This is a genomic window from Paenibacillus sp. MMO-177 (assembly GCF_037147795.1).
Taxonomy (GTDB): domain Bacteria; phylum Bacillota; class Bacilli; order Paenibacillales; family Paenibacillaceae; genus Pristimantibacillus.
Genome location: NZ_JBBCUR010000005.1, coordinates 453,493 through 473,294, shown reverse-complemented (window position 1 = coordinate 473,294; position 19,802 = coordinate 453,493). Strand labels below are relative to the sequence as shown.

17 protein-coding genes are annotated in these 19,802 nt (G+C 50.2%); 14 read left to right on the top strand and 3 right to left on the bottom strand.

Annotation, left to right across the window (positions count from 1 at the left end; translation table 11 throughout):
* Positions 1-8: 8 nt before the first annotated feature.
* From WFK81_RS20250 to WFK81_RS20240, 3 genes are all read left to right on the top strand, one after another.
* Complete coding sequence (locus WFK81_RS20250; protein ID WP_336788185.1) at positions 9-896, top strand: carbohydrate ABC transporter permease; 888 nt, start codon at positions 9-11, stop codon at positions 894-896.
* A 116-nt stretch (positions 897-1,012) separates the two neighbouring features.
* Positions 1,013-2,650 (top strand): ABC transporter substrate-binding protein, encoded by a 1,638-nt coding sequence (locus WFK81_RS20245; protein ID WP_336788184.1) that lies wholly within the window; start codon positions 1,013-1,015, stop codon positions 2,648-2,650.
* Positions 2,651-2,764: 114 nt separating this feature from the next.
* On the top strand, positions 2,765-4,819 hold the full coding sequence (locus tag WFK81_RS20240) for an alpha-galactosidase (protein WP_336788183.1): 2,055 nt from the start codon (positions 2,765-2,767) through the stop codon (positions 4,817-4,819).
* A gap of 17 nt (positions 4,820-4,836) precedes the next feature.
* Here WFK81_RS20240 and WFK81_RS20235 read toward each other — a convergent pair whose 3' ends face one another.
* The gene (locus WFK81_RS20235; protein WP_336788182.1) at positions 4,837-4,977 is read right to left on the bottom strand and encodes a hypothetical protein; all 141 of its coding nucleotides are present in this window, start codon (positions 4,975-4,977) and stop codon (positions 4,837-4,839) included.
* Positions 4,978-6,295: 1,318 nt separating this feature from the next.
* A complete protein-coding gene (locus tag WFK81_RS20230; protein WP_336788181.1) occupies positions 6,296-6,958 on the bottom strand; it encodes a DUF559 domain-containing protein in 663 nt (220 codons plus the stop codon).
* Positions 6,959-7,174: 216 nt separating this feature from the next.
* On the opposite strand from WFK81_RS20230, the gene WFK81_RS20225 reads away from it, so the two are divergent.
* Positions 7,175-7,564 carry a hypothetical protein gene (locus WFK81_RS20225; protein ID WP_336788180.1) on the top strand — a complete coding sequence of 130 codons (390 nt, stop codon included), beginning with the start codon at positions 7,175-7,177 and terminating at the stop codon, positions 7,562-7,564.
* Here the strand turns inward: WFK81_RS20225 and WFK81_RS20220 are convergent.
* A complete protein-coding gene (locus tag WFK81_RS20220) occupies positions 7,561-8,028 on the bottom strand; it encodes a GNAT family N-acetyltransferase (RefSeq protein WP_336788179.1) in 468 nt (155 codons plus the stop codon). The two genes, WFK81_RS20225 and WFK81_RS20220, sit on opposite strands and share 4 nt — an antisense overlap.
* 518 nt (positions 8,029-8,546) lie before the next feature.
* On the opposite strand from WFK81_RS20220, the gene ilvB reads away from it, so the two are divergent.
* The 10 genes from ilvB to WFK81_RS20170 all read left to right on the top strand — a co-directional run bounded on the left by ilvB (position 8,547) and on the right by WFK81_RS20170 (position 19,681).
* A complete protein-coding gene (gene ilvB, locus WFK81_RS20215; RefSeq protein ID WP_336788178.1) occupies positions 8,547-10,292 on the top strand; it encodes a biosynthetic-type acetolactate synthase large subunit in 1,746 nt (581 codons plus the stop codon).
* A complete protein-coding gene (ilvN, locus tag WFK81_RS20210; protein WP_015842926.1) occupies positions 10,289-10,774 on the top strand; it encodes an acetolactate synthase small subunit in 486 nt (161 codons plus the stop codon). The genes ilvB and ilvN overlap by 4 nt, the downstream gene beginning before the upstream one ends.
* Before the next feature lie 127 nt (positions 10,775-10,901).
* On the top strand, positions 10,902-11,894 hold the full coding sequence (ilvC, locus tag WFK81_RS20205) for a ketol-acid reductoisomerase (RefSeq protein ID WP_336788177.1): 993 nt from the start codon (positions 10,902-10,904) through the stop codon (positions 11,892-11,894).
* A gap of 124 nt (positions 11,895-12,018) precedes the next feature.
* Positions 12,019-13,563 (top strand): 2-isopropylmalate synthase, encoded by a 1,545-nt coding sequence (locus WFK81_RS20200; protein WP_336788176.1) that lies wholly within the window; start codon positions 12,019-12,021, stop codon positions 13,561-13,563.
* Positions 13,564-13,717: 154 nt separating this feature from the next.
* Positions 13,718-14,116 carry a secondary thiamine-phosphate synthase enzyme YjbQ gene (locus WFK81_RS20195; protein WP_336788175.1) on the top strand — a complete coding sequence of 133 codons (399 nt, stop codon included), beginning with the start codon at positions 13,718-13,720 and terminating at the stop codon, positions 14,114-14,116.
* Positions 14,117-14,253: 137 nt separating this feature from the next.
* Positions 14,254-15,333, top strand: a complete 1,080-nt coding sequence (leuB, locus tag WFK81_RS20190) for a 3-isopropylmalate dehydrogenase (RefSeq protein WP_132303141.1) — start codon at positions 14,254-14,256, stop codon at positions 15,331-15,333.
* A 150-nt stretch (positions 15,334-15,483) separates the two neighbouring features.
* On the top strand, positions 15,484-16,032 hold the full coding sequence (locus WFK81_RS20185; RefSeq protein WP_336788174.1) for a peroxiredoxin: 549 nt from the start codon (positions 15,484-15,486) through the stop codon (positions 16,030-16,032).
* 172 nt (positions 16,033-16,204) lie between these two features.
* Entirely contained in the window at positions 16,205-17,542 is a 1,338-nt protein-coding gene (locus WFK81_RS20180) for a spore germination protein (protein ID WP_336788173.1), read from the top strand.
* Positions 17,535-18,605 (top strand): GerAB/ArcD/ProY family transporter, encoded by a 1,071-nt coding sequence (locus tag WFK81_RS20175; protein WP_336788172.1) that lies wholly within the window; start codon positions 17,535-17,537, stop codon positions 18,603-18,605. The genes WFK81_RS20180 and WFK81_RS20175 overlap by 8 nt, the downstream gene beginning before the upstream one ends.
* Positions 18,602-19,681 carry a Ger(x)C family spore germination protein gene (locus WFK81_RS20170; protein WP_336788171.1) on the top strand — a complete coding sequence of 360 codons (1,080 nt, stop codon included), beginning with the start codon at positions 18,602-18,604 and terminating at the stop codon, positions 19,679-19,681. The genes WFK81_RS20175 and WFK81_RS20170 overlap by 4 nt, the downstream gene beginning before the upstream one ends.
* The last annotated feature ends 121 nt before the right edge of the window (positions 19,682-19,802 follow it).

Sequence of the window (19,802 nt, the reverse complement as noted above, 5' to 3'; positions counted from 1 at the left end):
AACACGCTATGGTGAAAGACAAAAAAGATTTTCTGTTTATGGCTGCCGTTTACGCCTTTATCGTTGCGATATTTGTTGTTACCTTCTATCCTTTCTGGAACATCTTCATTATTTCGTTAAACAGCGCGGAGGATACTCTTAGAGGGCATTTGTATCTATGGCCGAGAGAATTCAGTCTGAAAAGCTATGAGCAGATACTCGGCGACAGCGAGATCTGGACGGCCATTCGGGTTACGTTGCTGCGAACCGTCATCGGAACGCCGCTCGCGGTCCTCACTATCAGCATGCTGGCGTTTGCGCTCAGCAAGAAGGAGCTTGTTGCCAACCGATTCTGGACGTTATACTTCGTCTTTACGATGTATTTCGGCGGCGGTCTTATTCCGTACTACATGGTACTCAAAAGCTATCATCTGATCGACAGCTTTATGGTGTTTATCGTGCCGGGCTTAATGAACGTGTTCTATATGATCATCGTCCGGACGTTTATGCAGGGGCTGCCGCAAGAGCTGGATGAGTCGGCAAAGATGGACGGAGCGAATTATCTCCAGATTTTCTTCCGCATCATCCTGCCGCTGACAACGCCGGTACTCGCAACGATTGGCCTGTTTACGGCGATCAGCCACTGGAATTCCTGGTTTGACTCGTACGTGTTTACGTATAACCCGGATTTGAAGACGCTGCAGGCCGTGCTTGTCAAAATCCTCAACCAGTACCAGACCGGTTCCATGGTTGGCGATGCGCAAGCGATGGCGAATTCGGCGAAACGCATGCAGGTATCGCCGGATACGATCCGGATGGCGGCGACTATGGTTGCAACGCTTCCTATTATTATGGTGTATCCGTTCCTGCAAAAATATTTCGTTAAAGGCATGACGCTGGGCGCGGTTAAAAGCTAATCTGCCCGGCTTAGCTGGACCAGATTACTTGTAAGGGGGTGTGTTCCGGCCGGGGATGCCCTGGCAGCTTGCCAATGCTATTATTAGTCCAAGTTCAATCATAGGGGGATTACAGTATGAACTCGAAAAAATGGATGCTGTCTTTGCTTACGGCCGTTATGTCGGTTTCCTTGATTTCCGCTTGTTCTTCGAATTCATCGGATAAGCCAAGCAGCAACTCGAATGCGGGATCGGCGAATACCGGCACCAATGACAGTGCAACAAAGGATCCAAGCACGGATCCGATTACGATTACCTTCTTTGATAAAAATACTGGCGACAAGTTCGACAATGCCATCGCCAAAGAGATTACAAAGCGTACCGGCGTAACGATCGAGATTCAGCAGCCGACGGGCAACCCGACGGAAAAGCTGAACCTGATGCTCGCGAGCGACGATTTGCCCGACATGATCATGTTCGACCGCTCCAGCGACCTGGTAGCGAAATATACGGAAGCGGGGTCGATTATCCCGCTGGACGATCTCATCGAGAAGTACGGTCCGGACGTGAAAGAGATGTACGGTGACGTATTAAATAAAACGCGTTACAAAGACGGCAAGAACTACTACCTGTCCAACTGGTACGGTCTTGAGCATGAGCCGGTGTTCGGCTTCAACATGCGCAAAGACATCGTGAAGGAGCTTGCTCCGGATAAAGCGGACGGCGGCGTGCCGTTTACGCAAAGCGAATTCAAGCAGCTTCTGACCGACTTCAAAGCGAAATATCCGCAAATGGACGGCAAGGATACCATCGCTCTGACGATGGACGGCGAGAATTGGGGCGGAACGCTGGGCACGTTCAAAGGGATGTTTGGCCTGATGCCTTATTACGAGCATGACGGCAAGCTGCAATACGACGTGAAGGATCCGAAGTACAAGGATATGATTCTGTACATGAATGATCTGTACCGTTCCGGCTTGATGGATAAGGAATGGGCAATCAACAAACGCCAAGTGTGGGAGCAAAAGATCGCTACGGGCACCATTTTCTCCTCGACAGGCGCTTATTGGGATCTTGGCAACTCCAACACCATCCTCAAAAAGGATAAGGGCGATGAATCGCAGCTGTTCGCGTACAAAGTGGTTGCAGACGGCGTAGATCCTGCGAAAACAACTTACGGAGGCCGCAGCTCGCTTGGCTGGGATGCGATTGCGATCACGAAGAAGAACAAAAATCCGGAACGCACGATGCAGTTCATTAACTTCCTCGCAAGCGAAGAAGGCCAATACCTGCTCATGTGGGGGATTGAAGGCACGCACTGGGATATGAAGGACGGCAAGCATGTGCCGCGTCCGGAAACCCTGCAAGCATTCAAAGACGACTGGGCTGCTTATACGAAAGAAACGGGTATCCGCAAATGGACTTGGTTCATCAAGAACGGTCCTGGCAAAGACGGTACGCCTTATGACCTTCCAGGCCGTTATGAGCGTTCGCCGATCGACCAAATGGCGATCAAAAACCTGTCGGACAGCGTATTCGATACCGCGATTTACGATGGAATAAGCCCGCAGGGCGGCACGCCGGAAGCTCTGTCCGAGCAAAAGATCAGCGATATTACGAAACAGGCGATCACAAAAGCGATTATGGCGCCTACGGCGGAAGAAGCAAGCTCGATTTTTGACAAAATGCTATCGGATATGAAAGCTGCAGGCGACGAAAAAGTTGAAGCGGTCTACACATCGAATTACGAAGCCCGCAAACAACTTTGGAACTAATCAAGATTATACATTCGAATAGGAAGTAGAAGGGGAGGCCAGCTGTGCTGGCCTTTTTCCTTCCATAGTCATTTAGAGGCTATAAATCTATGAAAGAATGGGAGCGAAGAAATGATGACGACGGAGATGGGACAATTCAAGCTGGAGCAGGCTTCGGGAATGTTTGCGGCGGATAACGGGCTGCTGAAAGTAACGGCAAATACGGAAGACGGCACGCTGTCGCTTGCTTGGAATAGCGGCCAGACGATGACGGGCTTTTACGCGGAAGCGCGCGTTGGCGGAGCTGTTGCCCGTTCTACCTGGTACGCTGGACATGAGGTTCGGCAAAGCTCGGTGCAAGAGGTGGAGGACGGCTTTGGCAAAGGGATTCGTTTCTGCATTGAGCATACCCAGCCGGGCATGCCTTCGTTGAAGCAGCATATCCGCCTGTATCAAGGTCTGCCTTACGCTTTGATAGAGCTTGAGGCGGCAGACTCGCAGGAGTGGGAAACCAATGAGTTAACGCCTTTTGCCTCCTATCTGAATGACAATGGCGTGCTTGATTTCGGCGACGGCTCGAAGGAAGAAATCCGCTCGCTGTTTATTCCGTTCGATAACGACAAATGGGTGCGTTTTGGTTCTCACGCCAATCCGTCCAGCATCCGCAGCTATGAAGTAACGGCTGTCTACCGCGCCGAATCGCGCCGCGGCTTCGTGATTGGCTCGGTTACCCATGATACCTGGAAAACGGCCGTTGACGTGGAAGGCACATTCACCGAAGCCATTGGCCGCCTGCGGGTAATCTCCGGCGTCTCGGATCTGCAGACTCGCGATACGGTTCCGCATGGCTCGCTCCGCGGCACCTCCATTGTCTCGCCAACGATACTTGTAGGCGCTTACGACGATTACCGCGAAGGCATGGAAGCCTACGGCAAGGCCAATGCGGTTATTCGGCCTGCGCTTTCCTGGAACGGAGGCGTTCCGATGGGCTGGAACAGCTGGTCGGCCGTTATGACGAAGCTGGACTACGACGTGTATACGCATACTTCCGATTTCTTCGCGAAAGAGCTGCAGCAAAACGGGTTCGCCGATCAGGAAGGCAGCCTGTACGTTAACTTCGACGCTTTTTCGGACAATCTGAAGGAAGGCGAGCTTGAAGATGCGGTACGCCGGGTGAAGGCTAACGGCCAGAAGCCGGGAACGTACTACACGCCGTTTGCGTTCTGGGGCAGCAACCCGGATACGCCGGTGGAAGGCACAAACGGTACGGTTCTGTACCGGGAAATTTTGCTGAAGGACGGGGCCGGCAATCCGCTTCCGAAGCTGGACGGCGCTTTCCCGATCGATCCTACGCATCCTGAAGCGATTGCGCGCATTATGCGCAAGCTTGATGATGTGGTGGCTGCAGGCTTTGACTACTTGAAGATGGACTTCCTGGCGCATGGCGCAATGGAAGGCGTCCATTACGATGCTTCCGTACGGACCGGCATCCAGGCGTATAACTACGGCATGGCGGCAATCGCGGAAGCGTTAAGCCCGGAGAAGCTTGGCCGTCCGTTCTTGATTAATCTGTCGATTGCGCCGCTGTTCCCGCACGGTTACGCGCATAGCAGACGCGTATCCTGCGATGCCTTCGGCATGATTAGCGATACGGAATATATGCTTAACGCGCTGACGTACGGCTGGTGGATCAGCGACAATCTATACCGCTTTAATGATCCGGACCATATCGTCCTGTTCAAAAGCGACAATCAGCGGGCAACAACGGAGCATGAAGGCCGCAGCCGCCTGAACTCCGGCGTTATCTCCGGTACTTCGCTGCTGCTTGGCGATGATTACCGGATGGAGGAAGCGGCTGAACGGGCTAAAGCCTGGATGACCAACCGGGAAGTCATGGCGCTGGCAAGGCGCGGCGAGTCCTTCCGCCCGGCCGAAGGCCGAAGCGGGATGGGCGGCGAGGATCTGTACTCGCTGGCTGGAGATGGCGGTACTTGGGTGGCCGTCTTCAACTTTGACGGGGAGAACGGGAAGTCGAAGACGATTGAGCTCTCCCGCGTTGGCATCGACGGCGCGAAGGGCCTGACGGTCCTCGATCTGTGGAGCGGGGAATCATACAGCCTGAAGCCGGGCGCCTCCGAGCATGTGGTTCAGCTGGAGCCTGCGGAGTCGAAGCTGTTGTTCTATATTTAGAAAGTAGCGGTGCAGGGTTATCTTGCACCGCTTAATTTTTGCTGCCCGCACGTCTTGGCCAGCCCTAGCGGTGCTTCCACCGCGGACTCGCGAGCCCATCGCTGCTTGCCCCACCGACTTCCGCCTAGCGGTGCTTCGCCGCGGACTCGCGAACCCATCGCTGCTCCTCCACCGGCTCCCGCCTAGCGGTGCTTCGCAGCAGACTCGCGAGCCCATCGCTGCTTGCCCCACCGACTTCCGCCTAGCGGTGCTTCGCCGCGGACTCGCGAACCCATCGCTGCTTGCCCCACCGGCTCCCGCCTAGCGGTGCTTGCTAGTATCCCTTGGTTGGTCCAGTATTTTCGCTAATAAGGAAGTGAATTTCCTTATATGGAGGGTATCTGGCCAACAGCCCGCATCTTATTTACTTTTTGCATGAACAGCGGAAACGAGTTTCCGTATTAAGAAATAAATGACTTAAGGCAGCCGGTTGGAGGAAGAATTCTGAATCCCCCCAATGGTCGAAGGAAAAAACGACAGGATATAAGGAAGTTTATTACCCAGCGACCCAGCACAAAGCTAGGCGTATACCAATCTAAGCGTAAGAGTACGGATACCACCATCCAGCGATGTCTTAATGCAATGACTTCGCTAATAAGGAAATAAATTTCCTTATATGGAGGGTATCTGGCCAACAGCCCGCATCTTATTTACTTTTTGCATGAACAGCGGAAACCAGTTTCCGTATTAAGAAATAAATGACTTAAGGCACCGGTCGGAGGAAGAATTCTGGATCCCCCCAATGGTCGAAGGAAAAAACGGCAGGATATAAGGAAACTTATTACCCAGCGACCCAGCACAAAGCTAGGCGTATACCAATCTAAGCGTAAGAGTACGGATACCACCATCCTGCGATGTCTTAATGCAATGACTTCGCTAATAAGGAAATAAATTTCCTTATACGGAGGGTATCTGGCCAACAGCCCGCATCTTATTTACTTTTTGCATGAACAGCGGAAACCAGTTTCCGTATTAAGAAAAAAATGACTTAACGCACCGGTTTGAGGAAGAATTCTGGATCCCCCCAATGGTCGAAGGAAAAAATGACAGGAAATAAGGAAACTTATTACCCAGTGACCCAGCACAAAGCTAGGCGTATACCAATCTAAGCGTAAGAGTACGGATACCACCATCCAGCGATGTCTTAATGCAATGACTTCGCTAATAAGGAAATAAATTTCCTTATATGAAGGGTATCTGGCCAATAGCCCGCATCTTATTTACTTTTTGCATGAACAGCGGAAACGAGTTTCCGTATTAAGAAATAAATGACTTAAGGCAGCGGTTGGAGGAAGAATTCTGGATCCCCCCAATGGTCGAAGGAAAAACCGACAGGATATAAGGAAATTTATTACCCAGCGACCCAGCAAGAAAGTTAGGCATATACCTTTTTCAACCAACGGCAGGGTTTCCAAGTAAACTTACAAAAGCATGACCTCAAGATATGTAGCCTGCCAGTCGGTAAACCGATACTCGCTTTGCGTTAGGATCACTTTCGAGGATGCCTTCGTCGCGCAGCCTATGGAGCCAATTGACTGCGGTGCGTCCGGTGACCTGGAACTGCTTCGCTACATCGTCCGGCTTGATCCTGCCATCCTGCCGGAGAGCGATTTGCATGATCAAGCTCTTCTTGATGTCCTGAAGCTGATTCGGATTACCGCTGTCCGAAGCGTAATTCCGCGACCACCAGTACCCGATCGCCTGCATGACGGCACGCTGGCAGCGCTCGGGTTGATGCTCAACCTGCCAGGCGGAGAAACGGAGCACCAGCCAACCGGAGAGTATCAGATCGTTCTGCCTGGATAAATGGTCATTAAATTCGCCTGGAGTCAGATCGCGGGCGTGCGTTGTAAATCCGTCAATCTCAATCGCTAAGCGGATACCGTTACGCACATAAACAAAGTCGACAAACCGCTGCCCGCCTTTGAAATCGCGGAAGGGGTATTCCGCTTTAAGACCTTCGTACTGAAATTGAAAAGCAGGTCCCCAAACCTGTTCCAGGAATATCAGCTCCATTCTGCCCAGCTTGCTGCGGTATTGACCCTTTGCCGCCGCTTCGTGCTCGAACGATTCGATAAAACGCGCTAATTCGTATCTCATCTCTATCACAGTCTTCCTTTCCGGAAAATAGAACACCCCGATCACAGCACGAGCAAGAGTGCTGAAATCGGGGTGTTCTTCATCCCTGGATGATATCTATTCCTAAATTATAGATCAAATAGATTTCTGCTTCAATCCGTTAAGCAAGGACAAATAAACAGGCAGCCGCGCCGACATCTGAATAATCTGTAGAATAACGGGAAGGGAGGGATACTCATGAGCAAAGTGAGCAAAGTTTCAAAAGCGCAAGTAAAGAAGCTGATCGGCAAACCCATTTATGCGGTTCGCAAAGACGGCTCTGTCGTTACGGGCAAGCTTGTGGAACTGCGGCAAAACAAGCTCGTATTAGCACCTCTGAAAAATGAAAAGGGGAAAGTCGTTCGAACGAAAGCTATTTTGCCGCTTGTATTGTTTGATCTGCTGGCGATCGGCACGCTTGGGTTCTGGGGCGGCGGCGGTGGCTGCGGATGCGGCAACTTTGGATGCGGCGGCGGCTGTGGCGGCGGTGGCTATGGCGGCGGATACGGTGGCGGCTATGGCGGTGGCTATGGCGGCGGATACAATGGCGGTTATGGCGGCGGCCCGTACGGCGGCGGATTCTATTAATAGTTAGGATAAGATGAGGAAGCAAGCGGCTTAATCATCTCATAACAGCGAAGCTCCGGATAATACTGGGTGGGCTGATAGCCAAGGCGGCTGTACAGATTTTGGGCCTTGGTATTGATGTCGTCCACGAAAAGCCGGGATACTTTGCAGTTTTTGGTTAAGCCGTAAGCTTCAGCGGCAAGCAGCAGCTTCCGGCCCCATTGCCGGTTGCGGTGATCCGGATGGATTACAAGCATATCCAAGTACAGGATTTCCCCTGTAATCTCGAAGCGGATAAAGCCATAAGGCTTGCTGGTTTTTCCTTCTGCGGCTACATAAGTGACACCCCGGCGGAAGCGAACGGGAAGATCCCGTATCGTCTGGGCATCCAGAGGATGCGCCGTATGCGACATTGGAATAAGCTCGGCCTGTATAAGGCGGAAGATTTCCTTATCGTCCGTTTTGGGATTACGTGCTCGTATCATCAACGATCCCTTCCTGACCGAATGAAATTGCCGAAAATGGGCTATGTTATTGTATGATCGGCTGGCGAAATATGCCTCACACAATTTTTCAAATTGTTAGGCACTTTAGCTTGACGAACAGATGTGCAAGGCATATAATAAAGAAAATCTTATCCAAGCATATGTAATCGGCAATGATGAGGACGAAGTGTTAAGGGCTCTTTTGCTCAGAGAGCGGATGGATTAGCTGCAACCATCGCCAAAACCCCTTTTCTACGAGCTCACCTCGGAGCTGTTTTCCTGAAAAGCAACACTGTCAATGTTGGTTATTAGGGAAAATCGCAAGACACGCGTTATTGTGTCAAAGGTATGGGCGTTTTGTGCGCACACGTTCATTACCTATGGAGGTTGTACATCGCAAGATGTATAACGAATTTGGGTGGTACCACGGAAGATATAACCTTTCGTCCCTCAGGCTTCGCTGCATGAAGCTGGAGGAACGAAAGGTTTTTTTGTTGTTTTCGAGAGGAGGATGACTAATGGTCACGCAAAGTGTAACGCTGAAGTCAAAAGAAGAAGTTATGGAACGGATGAGAAAGCCTGAAGTAATTTCCGGTTCTGAAATATTACTCCGCAGTTTGGTGCTGGAAGGCGTCGATTGCGTGTTTGGTTATCCGGGCGGTGCCGTATTGTACATTTACGATGCGATGCACGGGTTCTCCGATTTCAACCATGTTCTCACAAGACATGAACAAGGCGCGATTCACGCAGCGGACGGCTATGCGCGCGCAAGCGGCAATGTTGGCGTATGCATCGCAACATCCGGTCCGGGCGCAACCAACCTCGTAACGGGGATTGCGACGGCTTATATGGACTCTGTACCACTCGTTGTTATTACAGGTAACGTTATCTCGTCCCTAATCGGTACAGATGCCTTCCAAGAGGCGGACATTACGGGTATTACAATGCCAATCACGAAGCACAGCTACATGGTCCGCGATGTTGAGGATCTTCCCCGCATCATCCATGAAGCCTTCCATATCGCAAACACTGGCCGTAAAGGTCCGGTACTGATCGATATTCCGAAGGACGTATCGGCGGCAAAAACGTTGTTCAAGCCGGTAACGGAAGTGAATATCCGCGGTTACAATCCAACGATTTCGCCAAACAAGCTGCAAGTCGACAAATTGATCAAGGCGATCGAAGCGTCCGAGCGTCCGCTCATTCTTGCCGGCGGCGGGGTTGTATACTCCGGGGCGCATGAGGAATTGCTGGAATTCGTAACGAAGACAGAGATTCCGATCACAACGACATTGCTTGGCCTCGGGGGCTTCCCAAGCGGCAACGATTTGTGGCTCGGCATGCCGGGTATGCACGGTACGTATACCGCAAACAAATCGATTCAGGCTGCGGATCTTCTCATTAATATCGGAGCGCGCTTCGATGACCGCGTAACGGGCAAGCTGGCCGGCTTCGCGCCGCTCGCGAAAATCGTTCACATCGATATTGATCCGGCGGAGATCGGCAAGAACGTTCCGACCGATATTCCAATCGTAGGCGACGTAAAAACGGTTCTGCAGCAGGTTAACCAGCTTGCGAAACGGGCGGACAAGGCAGATGCTTGGCGCCAGCAGATCCAAGAATCGAAAGCGCAATATCCGTTCAGCTACAAGGATTCGGACGTTGAGCTTAAGCCGCAATGGGTTGTGGAAATGATCCACGAAACAACAAACGGCGATGCTATCGTAACAACGGACGTAGGCCAGCATCAGATGTGGGCTGCGCAATATTATAAATTCAACAAACCGCGCTCCTGGGTAACCTCCGGCGGTCTCGGCACAATGGGCTTCGGCTTCCCGTCCGCGATTGGCGCCCAAATGGCGAATCCGGATCGTACCGTTGTATCGATCAACGGTGACGGCGGCATGCAAATGTGCGCGCAAGAGCTTGCGATTTGCGCCATCAACAACATTCCGGTTAAAGTTGTTATCCTGAACAACCAGGTGTTGGGCATGGTTCGTCAATGGCAGGAACTGATCCACGAAAACCGCTTCAGCCATATCGATCTGGCAGGCAGCCCCGACTTCGTTAAGCTGGCCGAAGCTTACGGCGTGAAAGGCTTCCGCGCTTCGAACAAGGAAGAAGCGAAAGCTGTATGGGAAGAGGCGCTTCGCCATCCGGGCCCTGCGGTTGTCGAGTTTGTTGTTCGCAGAGACGAGAATGTATACCCGATGGTAGCGCAGGGTAGCACGATCGATCAGATGATCATGGGGGATGCAGAATGAAAAAGCACACGATCGCAGTCATTGTCAACGATCAGCCCGGCGTTCTGCAGCGCGTATCCGGCTTGTTCGGACGCCGCGGCTTCAATATTGAGAGCATTACCGTAGGTGCAAGCGAAGAGCAGGGCTTGTCCCGTATGGTTATCGTCACGACTGGCGATGACCATACGCTCGAGCAAATCACAAAGCAGCTGTACAAGTTGATTGATGTGATCAAAGTTATTGATCTGAGCTCGAATCCGATGGTTTCCCGCGAGCTGGCGCTTATCAAAGTAAGCGCGGAGCCTTCGGCCCGTCCCGAAATTCTGGGCGTAGTAGACACCTTCCGCGCAGCGGTAGTCGATATCGGCACTCATTCGCTTATCGTACAAGTTATTGGCGATACCGAAAAAATCGATGCCATGGTAGAGCTTCTGAAGCCTTATGGCATCCGCGAGCTTTCCCGTACTGGCGTAACAGCGCTTAACCGCGGTAACGTACGTTAATATCAGCTTTTGCAAAAAAATAGGAATGTCCCGTTTTGAACGGGAGTTTAAGGGGAGAATTTATATCGTCCATTCTCCGCTTAAACACCCGTTCAAAAGGGTTAAATTAAAGGAGGCAATCATTAAAATGGCAGTTACATTGTATTATGAAAAAGACGCGGATCAAAGCGTGCTTCAAGGTAAGACAATCGCAGTTATCGGTTACGGCAGCCAAGGCCACGCGCAAGCGCAAAACCTTCGCGACAGCGGCCTGAAAGTCGTTATCGGCCTTCGTCCGGGTAAATCCGCAGACGTTGCTAAAAAAGACGGTTTCGAAGTGTTGACTGTAGCTGAAGCGACTAAAGTTGCTGACGTTGTTCAAATTTTGCTCCCTGACGAAACCCAAGCGAAAGTATACGCGGAAGAAATCGAACCAAACCTGAAAAAAGGCGCGGCTCTGATGTTCTCCCACGGCTTCAACATTCACTACGGACAAATCGTGCCTAGCAAAGACACAGACGTATTCCTGGTAGCTCCTAAATCCCCTGGTCATATGGTTCGCCGTACATACCAAGAGGGCTTCGGCGTTCCTGGTCTGATCGCAATCCACCAAGATGCTTCCGGCAACGCGAAAGCAATTGGCCTTGCTTATGCAAAAGGTATCGGCTGTACTCGTGCAGGCGTTATCGAAACTTCCTTCAAAGAAGAAACAGAAACAGACTTGTTCGGTGAGCAAGCTGTACTGTGCGGCGGCGCTTCCGCGCTCGTTAAAGCAGGCTTCGAAACTCTGGTTGAAGCTGGCTACGCTCCGGAAATGGCTTACTTCGAGTGCTTGCACGAGCTGAAGCTGATCGTTGACCTGATGTATGAAGGCGGTCTGGCTACAATGCGCGACTCGATCTCCAACACAGCTGAATACGGCGACTATGTAACTGGTCCTCGCATCGTTACTGAAGAAACGAAGAAAGAAATGAAACGCGTTCTTGAAGACATCCAATCCGGCCGCTTCGCTCGCGACTTCATCCTTGAAAACCAATCGAACCGTGCTATGCTGACAGCTACTCGCCGTAACGAGGCTGCTCATCCAATCGAGCAAACTGGTAAACAGCTGCGCGAACTGATGCACTGGATCAAGAAGTAATAAAATCATAACCCGCAGATAAATTATCCCGGTTCGCCGGAGTGCGCGTAGGTGAGGGTCCAACCTGCCTGCCACGCGCTCTGTGCGGCCGGGATGATTCTGTTCCCGGAGGTGTAAGGCACAAATGCGAAAAATTTATATTTTTGACACGACGCTTCGCGATGGAGAGCAGTCTCCCGGTGTTAACCTGAATACGAAGGAAAAGGTTGAGATCGCGCTTCAGCTTGAGAAGCTTGGCGTTGACCGGATTGAAGCAGGCTTCCCAGCGGCTTCCCCGGGGGACCTCGCGGCAGTTAACGCGGTTGCGAGCGCAGTTAAGAATGCTACGATTATTGGCTTGTCACGCTCCCGCGAACAGGACATCGACGCGGTACGCGAGGCGCTGAAAGGCGCGCAGGATCCATCCATTCACGTTTTCCTTGCAACAAGCCCGATTCACCGCAAGCATAAGCTTCGGATGGAGAAGGAGCAGGTGCTGGAAACGGCTGAACGTGCGATCACTTACGCGAAAAAGTATTTCAGCAAGATTGAATTCTCGCTTGAGGATGCGGGACGTACCGAACTGGATTTCATATGCCAGATGACGGATATGGCGATTCGCGCGGGCGCTTCCGTCGTGAATCTGCCGGACACGGTTGGTTACCTGAATCCGCTTGAATACGGCAACATCTTCAAGACGGTGAAGGAAAATGTGCCAAATATCGAAAAAATTCAGCTTAGCGCTCACTGCCATGACGATCTCGGCATGGCAACGGCTAACGCTCTCGCGGCTATCCTGAACGGCGCCGACCAGATCGAGGGTACGATCAACGGCATCGGCGAACGTGCGGGTAACACGGCGCTTGAGGAAGTGGCGCTGGCGCTCGAGACGCGTTTCGATTATTTTGGCGCAAAAACAGGCCTGAATCTGCAAGAAATCGCTAGAACAAGCCGCCTTGTCAGCAAGCTGACCGGTATGGTCATCCCTGGCAACAAAGCGATTGTTGGCGCCAATGCATTTGCTCATGAGTCCGGCATTCACCAGGACGGCATGCTGAAGGAGAAAACGACTTACGAGATTATTTCTCCGGAAACGATCGGTCTTCGCGATTCGAAGCTTGTTCTTGGCAAGCATTCCGGACGCCATGCGTTCCGCGAGAAGCTGATCGACCTCGGCTACGAGCTGGATGAAGAAGCGGTAAACGTTGCTTTCGCGAAGTTCAAGGATTTGGCTGACCGCAAGAAGCATGTTACGGATGAAGATATCCGTGCCTTCTTGGAAGAGAAGCTGGTCGATACGCCGGAAGTTTATACGCTTGAAGCGATTCAAGTCAGCTACGGCAACCAATCGACGCCAAGCGCTTCGGTTCGCATCCGTACGGCGGAGAGCGAGACGCGCGAAGAAGTCGCAATCGGCAACGGCTCCGTGGATGCGATCTACAACGCGATTGATAAAGTAACGGCTGAAGCGGTCGAGCTTGAGGATTATTCCATCAAATCCGTATCGCAAGGCAAGGATGCGCAAGGCGAGGTTCACGTGGTGCTGAAGCAGGACGATATTTCCGCGCAAGGCCGCGGTCTTAGCACGGACATCCTTGAAGCAAGCGCACGTGCTTATATCGACGCGCTGAACCGTCTTATCGAGAAGCGCAAGTCCCCGGGACGCCGCGACAAGATGAGCTTGATCTAACAAGCCGAAGTACCGACAAAAGCCAAACCGACAAAGTCCATTCAGACTTTTTCAGTTTGGCTTTTGCGGTTAATAGAACAAATGAAGAATGATTCGTTTTGTTCAACGGATGAGGTTTTTTATGTACATAGATGGAGTGAAAGGAGCGGGATAAATGATTATCGAAACGCTGCAAACAGCGAGAAGAGATGAAATGATCGACATAACGCGCAAGGTAGCTTCTATTGTTGCCCGAGAAGGGATCCAGAACGGGTTTGCCGTTGTGTACTGTCCGCATACAACGGCCGGGATTACGATTCAGGAGAATGCCGATCCGGATGTGAAGCATGATATTCTGATGAGGCTGAACGAGGTATATCCATGGGAGCATCCGAAATATCGCCACGCGGAAGGGAATACGGCTTCCCATCTGAAGGCGCTTACGACCGGGACAAGCCAGACGATTCTCATTAACGGCGGCAAGCTGGCGCTTGGCACGTGGCAGGGCATTTATTTCTGCGAGTTTGACGGGCCGCGAACCCGCCATTATCATGTCAAGCTGATCGAAGGTTAAAGAAGGCTGACTGCCTTTATAAGCAGCACCTATAAAGATGATAGATTTTATATCTTGGATTTTCATACTAGAAATGTGGTACAAATGATAACAGAATGAGAATAGCTTAATAGAGCGAATACGAGGAGTGTTTAATTATGTCAGAAGTGAAAAAAATCGCTGTCATCGCCGGCGACGGTATCGGCCCAGAGGTAGTTGGCGAGGCGCTTAAAGTTATGAAAAAAACCGAGGAGCTGTTCGGTTACCAATTCGAATTCGAGCATGGTCTGTTCGGCGGTATCGCGATCGACGAGAAGGGTACGCCGCTGCCGCAAGAAACGCTTGATATTTGCAAAAAGGCTGACGCCGTATTGCTCGGCGCTGTTGGCGGTCCGAAATGGGACAACAACCCTAAAGAGCTTCGTCCGGAAACGGGCCTGCTCGGCATCCGCAAAGCGCTTGGCTTGTTCTCGAACATCCGCCCCGCTAACGTATTCGACTGCCTGAAGGAAGCATCGACACTGAAGCCTGAAGTTCTCGAAGGCACTGACCTGATCGTAGTCCGCGAGCTGACCGGCGGCATCTACTTCGGCGAGAAGTTCCGCCGCGAAGGCGCAAACGGCGAAGAAGCGGTTGATACTTGCGTATACAACGTGCAAGAAGTAGAGCGTATCGTGCGCCAAGCGTTCGACATCGCGATGACGCGCAGCAAGCGTCTGGCTTCCGTTGATAAAGCAAACGTTCTTGAAACTTCCCGTCTGTGGCGCGAAGTGGTTAACCGGATCGCTCCTGAATATCCGGAAGTTGAACTCGAGCATGTACTCGTGGACAACTGTGCGATGCAATTGCTCCGCCGTCCGTCGAGCTTCGACGTTATCGTAACGGAAAACATGTTCGGCGACATTCTGAGCGACGAAGCAGCTATGCTGACGGGTTCGATCGGCATGCTCTCCTCCGCTTCCCTGGGCGAAGGCAGCTTTGGCCTGTACGAGCCGGTACACGGCTCCGCTCCTGACATTGCCGGTCAAGGCATCTCGAACCCGATTGCTACGATTCTTTCCGTTGCGCTCATGTTCCGCCTGACATTTGGTTACCATGAAGCGGCTCAAGTCATTGAAGATGCGGTTAAAAACGTTCTTGACGCCGGTCATCGTACAGGCGACATCGCGGTTGACAAGAGCACGGCAATCGGCACAACGGCAATGGGCGATCTGATCGTTGCGGCAATGACAAAATAAGGTCTCCTTATTTATAATGATTATAAATAAATATCGATTCTAATATTGACTTTATTCTAGGCTAGTGTTACTATTCTATAAGTAAGTCACGGCTTTAATAGTGACATTAACCATAAAAAAATGTTGGATAGGTTAAGGAGGAATTGTATTATGGCAGAGCGTTTGGTTGGCCGTCCGGCTCCGGATTTCAAAATGGATACGGCAACAGGTGACGGTAAAGATTTCGGAACAGCATCCCTTGCTGATTACAAAGGTAAATGGCTGGTATTGTTCTTCTACCCACTCGACTTTACATTTGTATGCCCAACTGAAATTACAGCTTTGAGCCTTGCTTCCGAGCAATTCAAAGCGCTGAATACAGAAGTTCTCGGTGTATCCGTTGACAGCAAGCACAGCCACCGTGCTTGGATCAACACTTCAGTTAACGACAATGGCCTTGGCGAATTGAACTTCCCGCTGGCTGCCGACATCACAAAGAGCGTTGCTCGTGACTACGGCGTCTTGATCGAAGAAGAAGGCGTTGCACTGCGCGGCCTCTTCATCATCGATCCGGAAGGCGAAGTAAAATACCAAGTCGTTAACCATAACGACGTTGGCCGCAGCGTTGACGAAACGCTCCGCGTATTGCAAGCTTTGCAATCCGGCGGTCTGTGCCCAATGAACTGGAAACCAGGTCAACAACATCTGGTTGCGAAATAAGTTCCGCTAAGCGGCAAGAAGCCCGTACCACATTTGTGGTGCGGGCTTTTTTTGTTTTTAACTAATCAAGAAGAGTCTCCAAAGGGAAATCCCATTTTCTCCATCGTATAAAATCGATGCGGAAGCGGGAAACTACCGCAAGAGGAGATGGTAAAATTTGCAGCGTACTGATATGGATGATGTTCAAAAGTTGGAGAAACAGTTTCTAGAACATTTTCAAAAAAGCTCCGATTTTTCATATAAAGAGATTGAAATTGGGGGGGAATTATTCAAAGCTTACTTTTTCCATTCGCTAGTCAATCTTTCAGCCACTATGTCCATTATGAACCAATTCGGTCATTCCCAAGATAATAAATGGAAGGGGAAATTTCTTCATGGCCTGGAGGGGGAGGCATCCGCAAAGGTATCGCTAGAGAAGATTTGCAATGCCGTGCTGCAAGGAATGCTTGTTCTATTTGGTAAAGAAGGCGAAGTTGCGGTCATCGAGCCCAAGGCCCAAGATATTTCAAGACCGGTGATGACTCCCAACAGCGAGAATCCTCTTCAGTCGGCATTTGACGCCTTTACGGAGGATATTGAAATGAATATCGGACTGCTAAGGAAAAAAATATTATCCGATCAATTGGTCATCGAAAGCCGCCAAATCGGAACCCAATCCATTAAAAAAATGGCTATCGCCTATATGGAGGGCGTAGCGAGACCGGAAGTGATCGAGAGCATCCGAAAAAAGCTGGATGAGAACAGCGGTCAAGAACTGGCCACGATTCGCGATTTAACCCGGATTTTGGGACATCCCAAATTTACGCTAACACCAACCTATACTTCCTCGGAACTGCCTGGCGAGACGATGCAGAACATACAAAACGGCAAAGTGGTTATTCTGTTGGACCAATTCTCGTTTGCTTTCGCTTTTCCTGCCATCGTCACGGATTTGTGGAGCACGTCCCTGGATACTCAGTATCCGCTGCCTTTCCAAATCTTCCTGCGTATGATTCGGGGCATGGCTATGTTATTGGCTATTATGCTTCCGGGGCTGTATGTCGTTCTCAATTCCGTTAATCCGGAGCTGCTTCGCATACAACTGGCCATTGCCGTTGCCGAGAACAGGCAAGGGGTGCCTTATCCATCCCTGATCGAGGCGCTGCTTGTCATGCTGCTGCTGGAGATGATTATCGAGGCTACCATTCGTCTTCCCAAAAATATCGGTCCGACGATTACGATGATCGGAGGCATACTGCTAGGACAAGCCATTATTCAAGCCAAGCTGGTTAGCAATTTATTAATTATTATTCTGGTTGCCTCGGCGATTGCTAATTTTGCGCTGACGAGCTATATGAACTCGGTTGGCGTAAGACTATACAAGTACGTGGTATTGTTCGCTAGCTCCGTCTTTGGCATTTGGGGCATTGAGGTTGCGCTGATCTGGCTCACATTGTACTTTTCGTCCTTGACCATTTGCTCCGCACCTTATTTAAGCTTTAGCTTGAAAGGAAAGACTTCGGATGAATAAATTAAAAACAATCATCACGTTCTTCCTGCTGCACTTGGCTTCTATATTTGCTATTTTCCCGGAGCGGGTGATGTCCTCAGCGTCTAGGGGACATTGGATGGCAGTTCTGCTTCTTTTTCTTGCTGAACTACTGGCTCTATGGTTTTACTTGAAAGCCTTGTCGTATAATCCTCAACAATCGGTAATTGAAGTTTGCCGTGCTGCCGTGGGAGGTTGGGGGACAAGGCTTATTATCCTCCCTTTTTTGTGTTTTCTGATCATTGAGCTCGTCCTCCTAACCTATTACGAATCGATTGAAATTAAGACGGTACTGCTTCAGAAAACGCCAATAACCGCCACTTCGGCTCTATTCGTAGCTATCTGCCTGTATGCGGCATGGAAAGGCTTAATCGTCATGATTCGGGCGAGCATAGGATGGTTTTTATTGTGCATGCCGTTTTTTTTGTTTTCCATGTTGATAAGCATCAAAAATTTTGAATTCCGTTACATTTTTCCTATATGGGACAGCGGGATGCATTTTCTTTTTCATCCGGATTTTTATGTCGGAACCGTTATTTTCGCCGGTTTTTTGTTCCTGGGAATGACGCCATCCCACTTGCGAATTGGGTTTGGACTAGCTTCTGCGGCAATAGGAGTCATCTTCCTATGCGCGCTGGTTTCCGTCTATATTCCGCTGCTCATTTTCGGACAAGAAACCGCGATTCATATGGAATATCCGATGTTAATGGCTTCTGATACCGTCGATTTGGAATGGGTCGTCTTCGACTGGCTTCCCAATTTCTATGTCGTGTCTTCCAGCGCATTGGGAGTAATAAAGGTATCTGTCTTGCTCTGGATGTTTGTAACCATACTGAATCAATTGTTTATGCCCAAAGTCAACAGTCGCTGGATCTTGGTCTTTATATGCGTTGCCCTGTATGTTTCCTGCCAGAGGATGCCTAATGAGGACACTCTTAACAAGTATTTGTATTTCAATTCTTACTTTTGCTTGTACGCCACCATCGTCTTTCCGGTCATAGTATACTTGATGGCATTATGGCGGCGAAAGAAGGTCGCGGTATGAATATTCTGGGGTCGAAGATATTTCCGGTTGTTCTATCCATGCTGCTGCTGGGCGGCTGTTGGGATACAAAAGATATTAACAAAGAGTATCTTCCTGTCGTGATGGGCATTGGAAAAGGCCGTACAGAGAAATACAGGATCATTCTGCAAGTCCCAAGCCAAAAAGGCCGGACTCAGTTCCTGGATAAAGAGGCGGGCTCGATCAGTAAAGCTATCGACTTGATCCGGACCGATTCCGAAAAAAGCATTAATCTGGTTCATTTAAGGCTGCTGCTTTTTGACCAGGAGCTTGCCCGCGAAGGTATCCACGATCTTATCGATTTCGCTGTAAGAGCGAATGACATTTCCATCAAAGGGATGATAGCGGTGGTTGATGGAAATTTCGTACAAACGCTTTATCATGTCATTTCGCCGACACCCGAACTATCGTCATATGATTTTTTCAGCGAGGAAGCAGGGTGGACGCCTAATCAATCGATTGTGAGGATATGGGAGGCGTACCGCAGCCAAAATTCTTATTCCGAAGATATGGCCATACCGATGCTTAAAAGCGGCAAACGAACCTTGTATACGTTTCAAGGAACGGCTATTATGCTGGAGGATCGAATGGTCGGAAAGCTTAATCAGGAAGAGACCCTGTTGTACAACTTATTCAAAGGGAAGTATTCGGGCGGAACCATAGAGGTCGCTGAGAATACGAGCGTACTGATTCAAAAAGCCAAAATTAAGCATCATTGCCGCTGGACGAATGAAGGTCCCTTATTGTTAACCAATGTAAGTATCGATGTCGTCGTTTCCGAAAGTCCAAGGGGGAAAAGCAAACAGCAGATTGAAAAGGAAATTAAGCAGCTGTTGGAGCGCAATTTCAACAAGACAGCGGATAAAATTCAAAGTTTCCATTCGGATGTGTTGGGAACCGGCCTGATTTTTCGTCCAAGGCTGTCGGATGCGAACATTAAGGAATGGAGATCAAAGTGGTATCCGAAGCTGGAGCAGAAAATAAACGTTCGCGTAAATGTACAAAATGAGATTTATCTCAAAGAGGAAGCGGGCGTGAAGAAGTCGCGGATTCATTAGACGATTCGCTGCCTTCTGAAGCTCGCGACCAATAGAACAATTAAACGAAGGGGCTGCTCCCGTATGTCACGAAGTTGAAGATGGGCAGCCCCGTTTTAATGTTTTGTTCGGTATATATTTA

Excerpts from the sequence above, each read along its gene's own strand:
- ilvN (WP_015842926.1), top strand. The coding sequence starts at position 10,289 with ATGAAAAAGCACACGATCGCAGTCATTGTCAACGATCAGCCCGGCGTT.
- WFK81_RS20250 (WP_336788185.1), top strand. The coding sequence starts at position 9 with ATGGTGAAAGACAAAAAAGATTTTCTGTTTATGGCTGCCGTTTACGCC.
- ilvC (WP_336788177.1), top strand. The coding sequence starts at position 10,902 with ATGGCAGTTACATTGTATTATGAAAAAGACGCGGATCAAAGCGTGCTT.
- WFK81_RS20225 (WP_336788180.1), top strand. The coding sequence starts at position 7,175 with ATGAGCAAAGTGAGCAAAGTTTCAAAAGCGCAAGTAAAGAAGCTGATC.
- WFK81_RS20195 (WP_336788175.1), top strand. The coding sequence starts at position 13,718 with ATGATTATCGAAACGCTGCAAACAGCGAGAAGAGATGAAATGATCGAC.
- WFK81_RS20240 (WP_336788183.1), top strand. The coding sequence starts at position 2,765 with ATGACGACGGAGATGGGACAATTCAAGCTGGAGCAGGCTTCGGGAATG.
- WFK81_RS20235 (WP_336788182.1), bottom strand. The coding sequence starts at position 4,977 with ATGGGTTCGCGAGTCCGCGGCGAAGCACCGCTAGGCGGAAGTCGGTGG.
- WFK81_RS20175 (WP_336788172.1), top strand. The coding sequence starts at position 17,535 with ATGAATAAATTAAAAACAATCATCACGTTCTTCCTGCTGCACTTGGCT.
- WFK81_RS20220 (WP_336788179.1), bottom strand. The coding sequence starts at position 8,028 with ATGATACGAGCACGTAATCCCAAAACGGACGATAAGGAAATCTTCCGC.
- WFK81_RS20180 (WP_336788173.1), top strand. The coding sequence starts at position 16,205 with ATGGATGATGTTCAAAAGTTGGAGAAACAGTTTCTAGAACATTTTCAA.
- WFK81_RS20230 (WP_336788181.1), bottom strand. The coding sequence starts at position 6,958 with ATGAGATACGAATTAGCGCGTTTTATCGAATCGTTCGAGCACGAAGCG.
- WFK81_RS20200 (WP_336788176.1), top strand. The coding sequence starts at position 12,019 with ATGCGAAAAATTTATATTTTTGACACGACGCTTCGCGATGGAGAGCAG.
- leuB (WP_132303141.1), top strand. The coding sequence starts at position 14,254 with ATGTCAGAAGTGAAAAAAATCGCTGTCATCGCCGGCGACGGTATCGGC.
- ilvB (WP_336788178.1), top strand. The coding sequence starts at position 8,547 with ATGGTCACGCAAAGTGTAACGCTGAAGTCAAAAGAAGAAGTTATGGAA.
- WFK81_RS20170 (WP_336788171.1), top strand. The coding sequence starts at position 18,602 with ATGAATATTCTGGGGTCGAAGATATTTCCGGTTGTTCTATCCATGCTG.
- WFK81_RS20185 (WP_336788174.1), top strand. The coding sequence starts at position 15,484 with ATGGCAGAGCGTTTGGTTGGCCGTCCGGCTCCGGATTTCAAAATGGAT.
- WFK81_RS20245 (WP_336788184.1), top strand. The coding sequence starts at position 1,013 with ATGAACTCGAAAAAATGGATGCTGTCTTTGCTTACGGCCGTTATGTCG.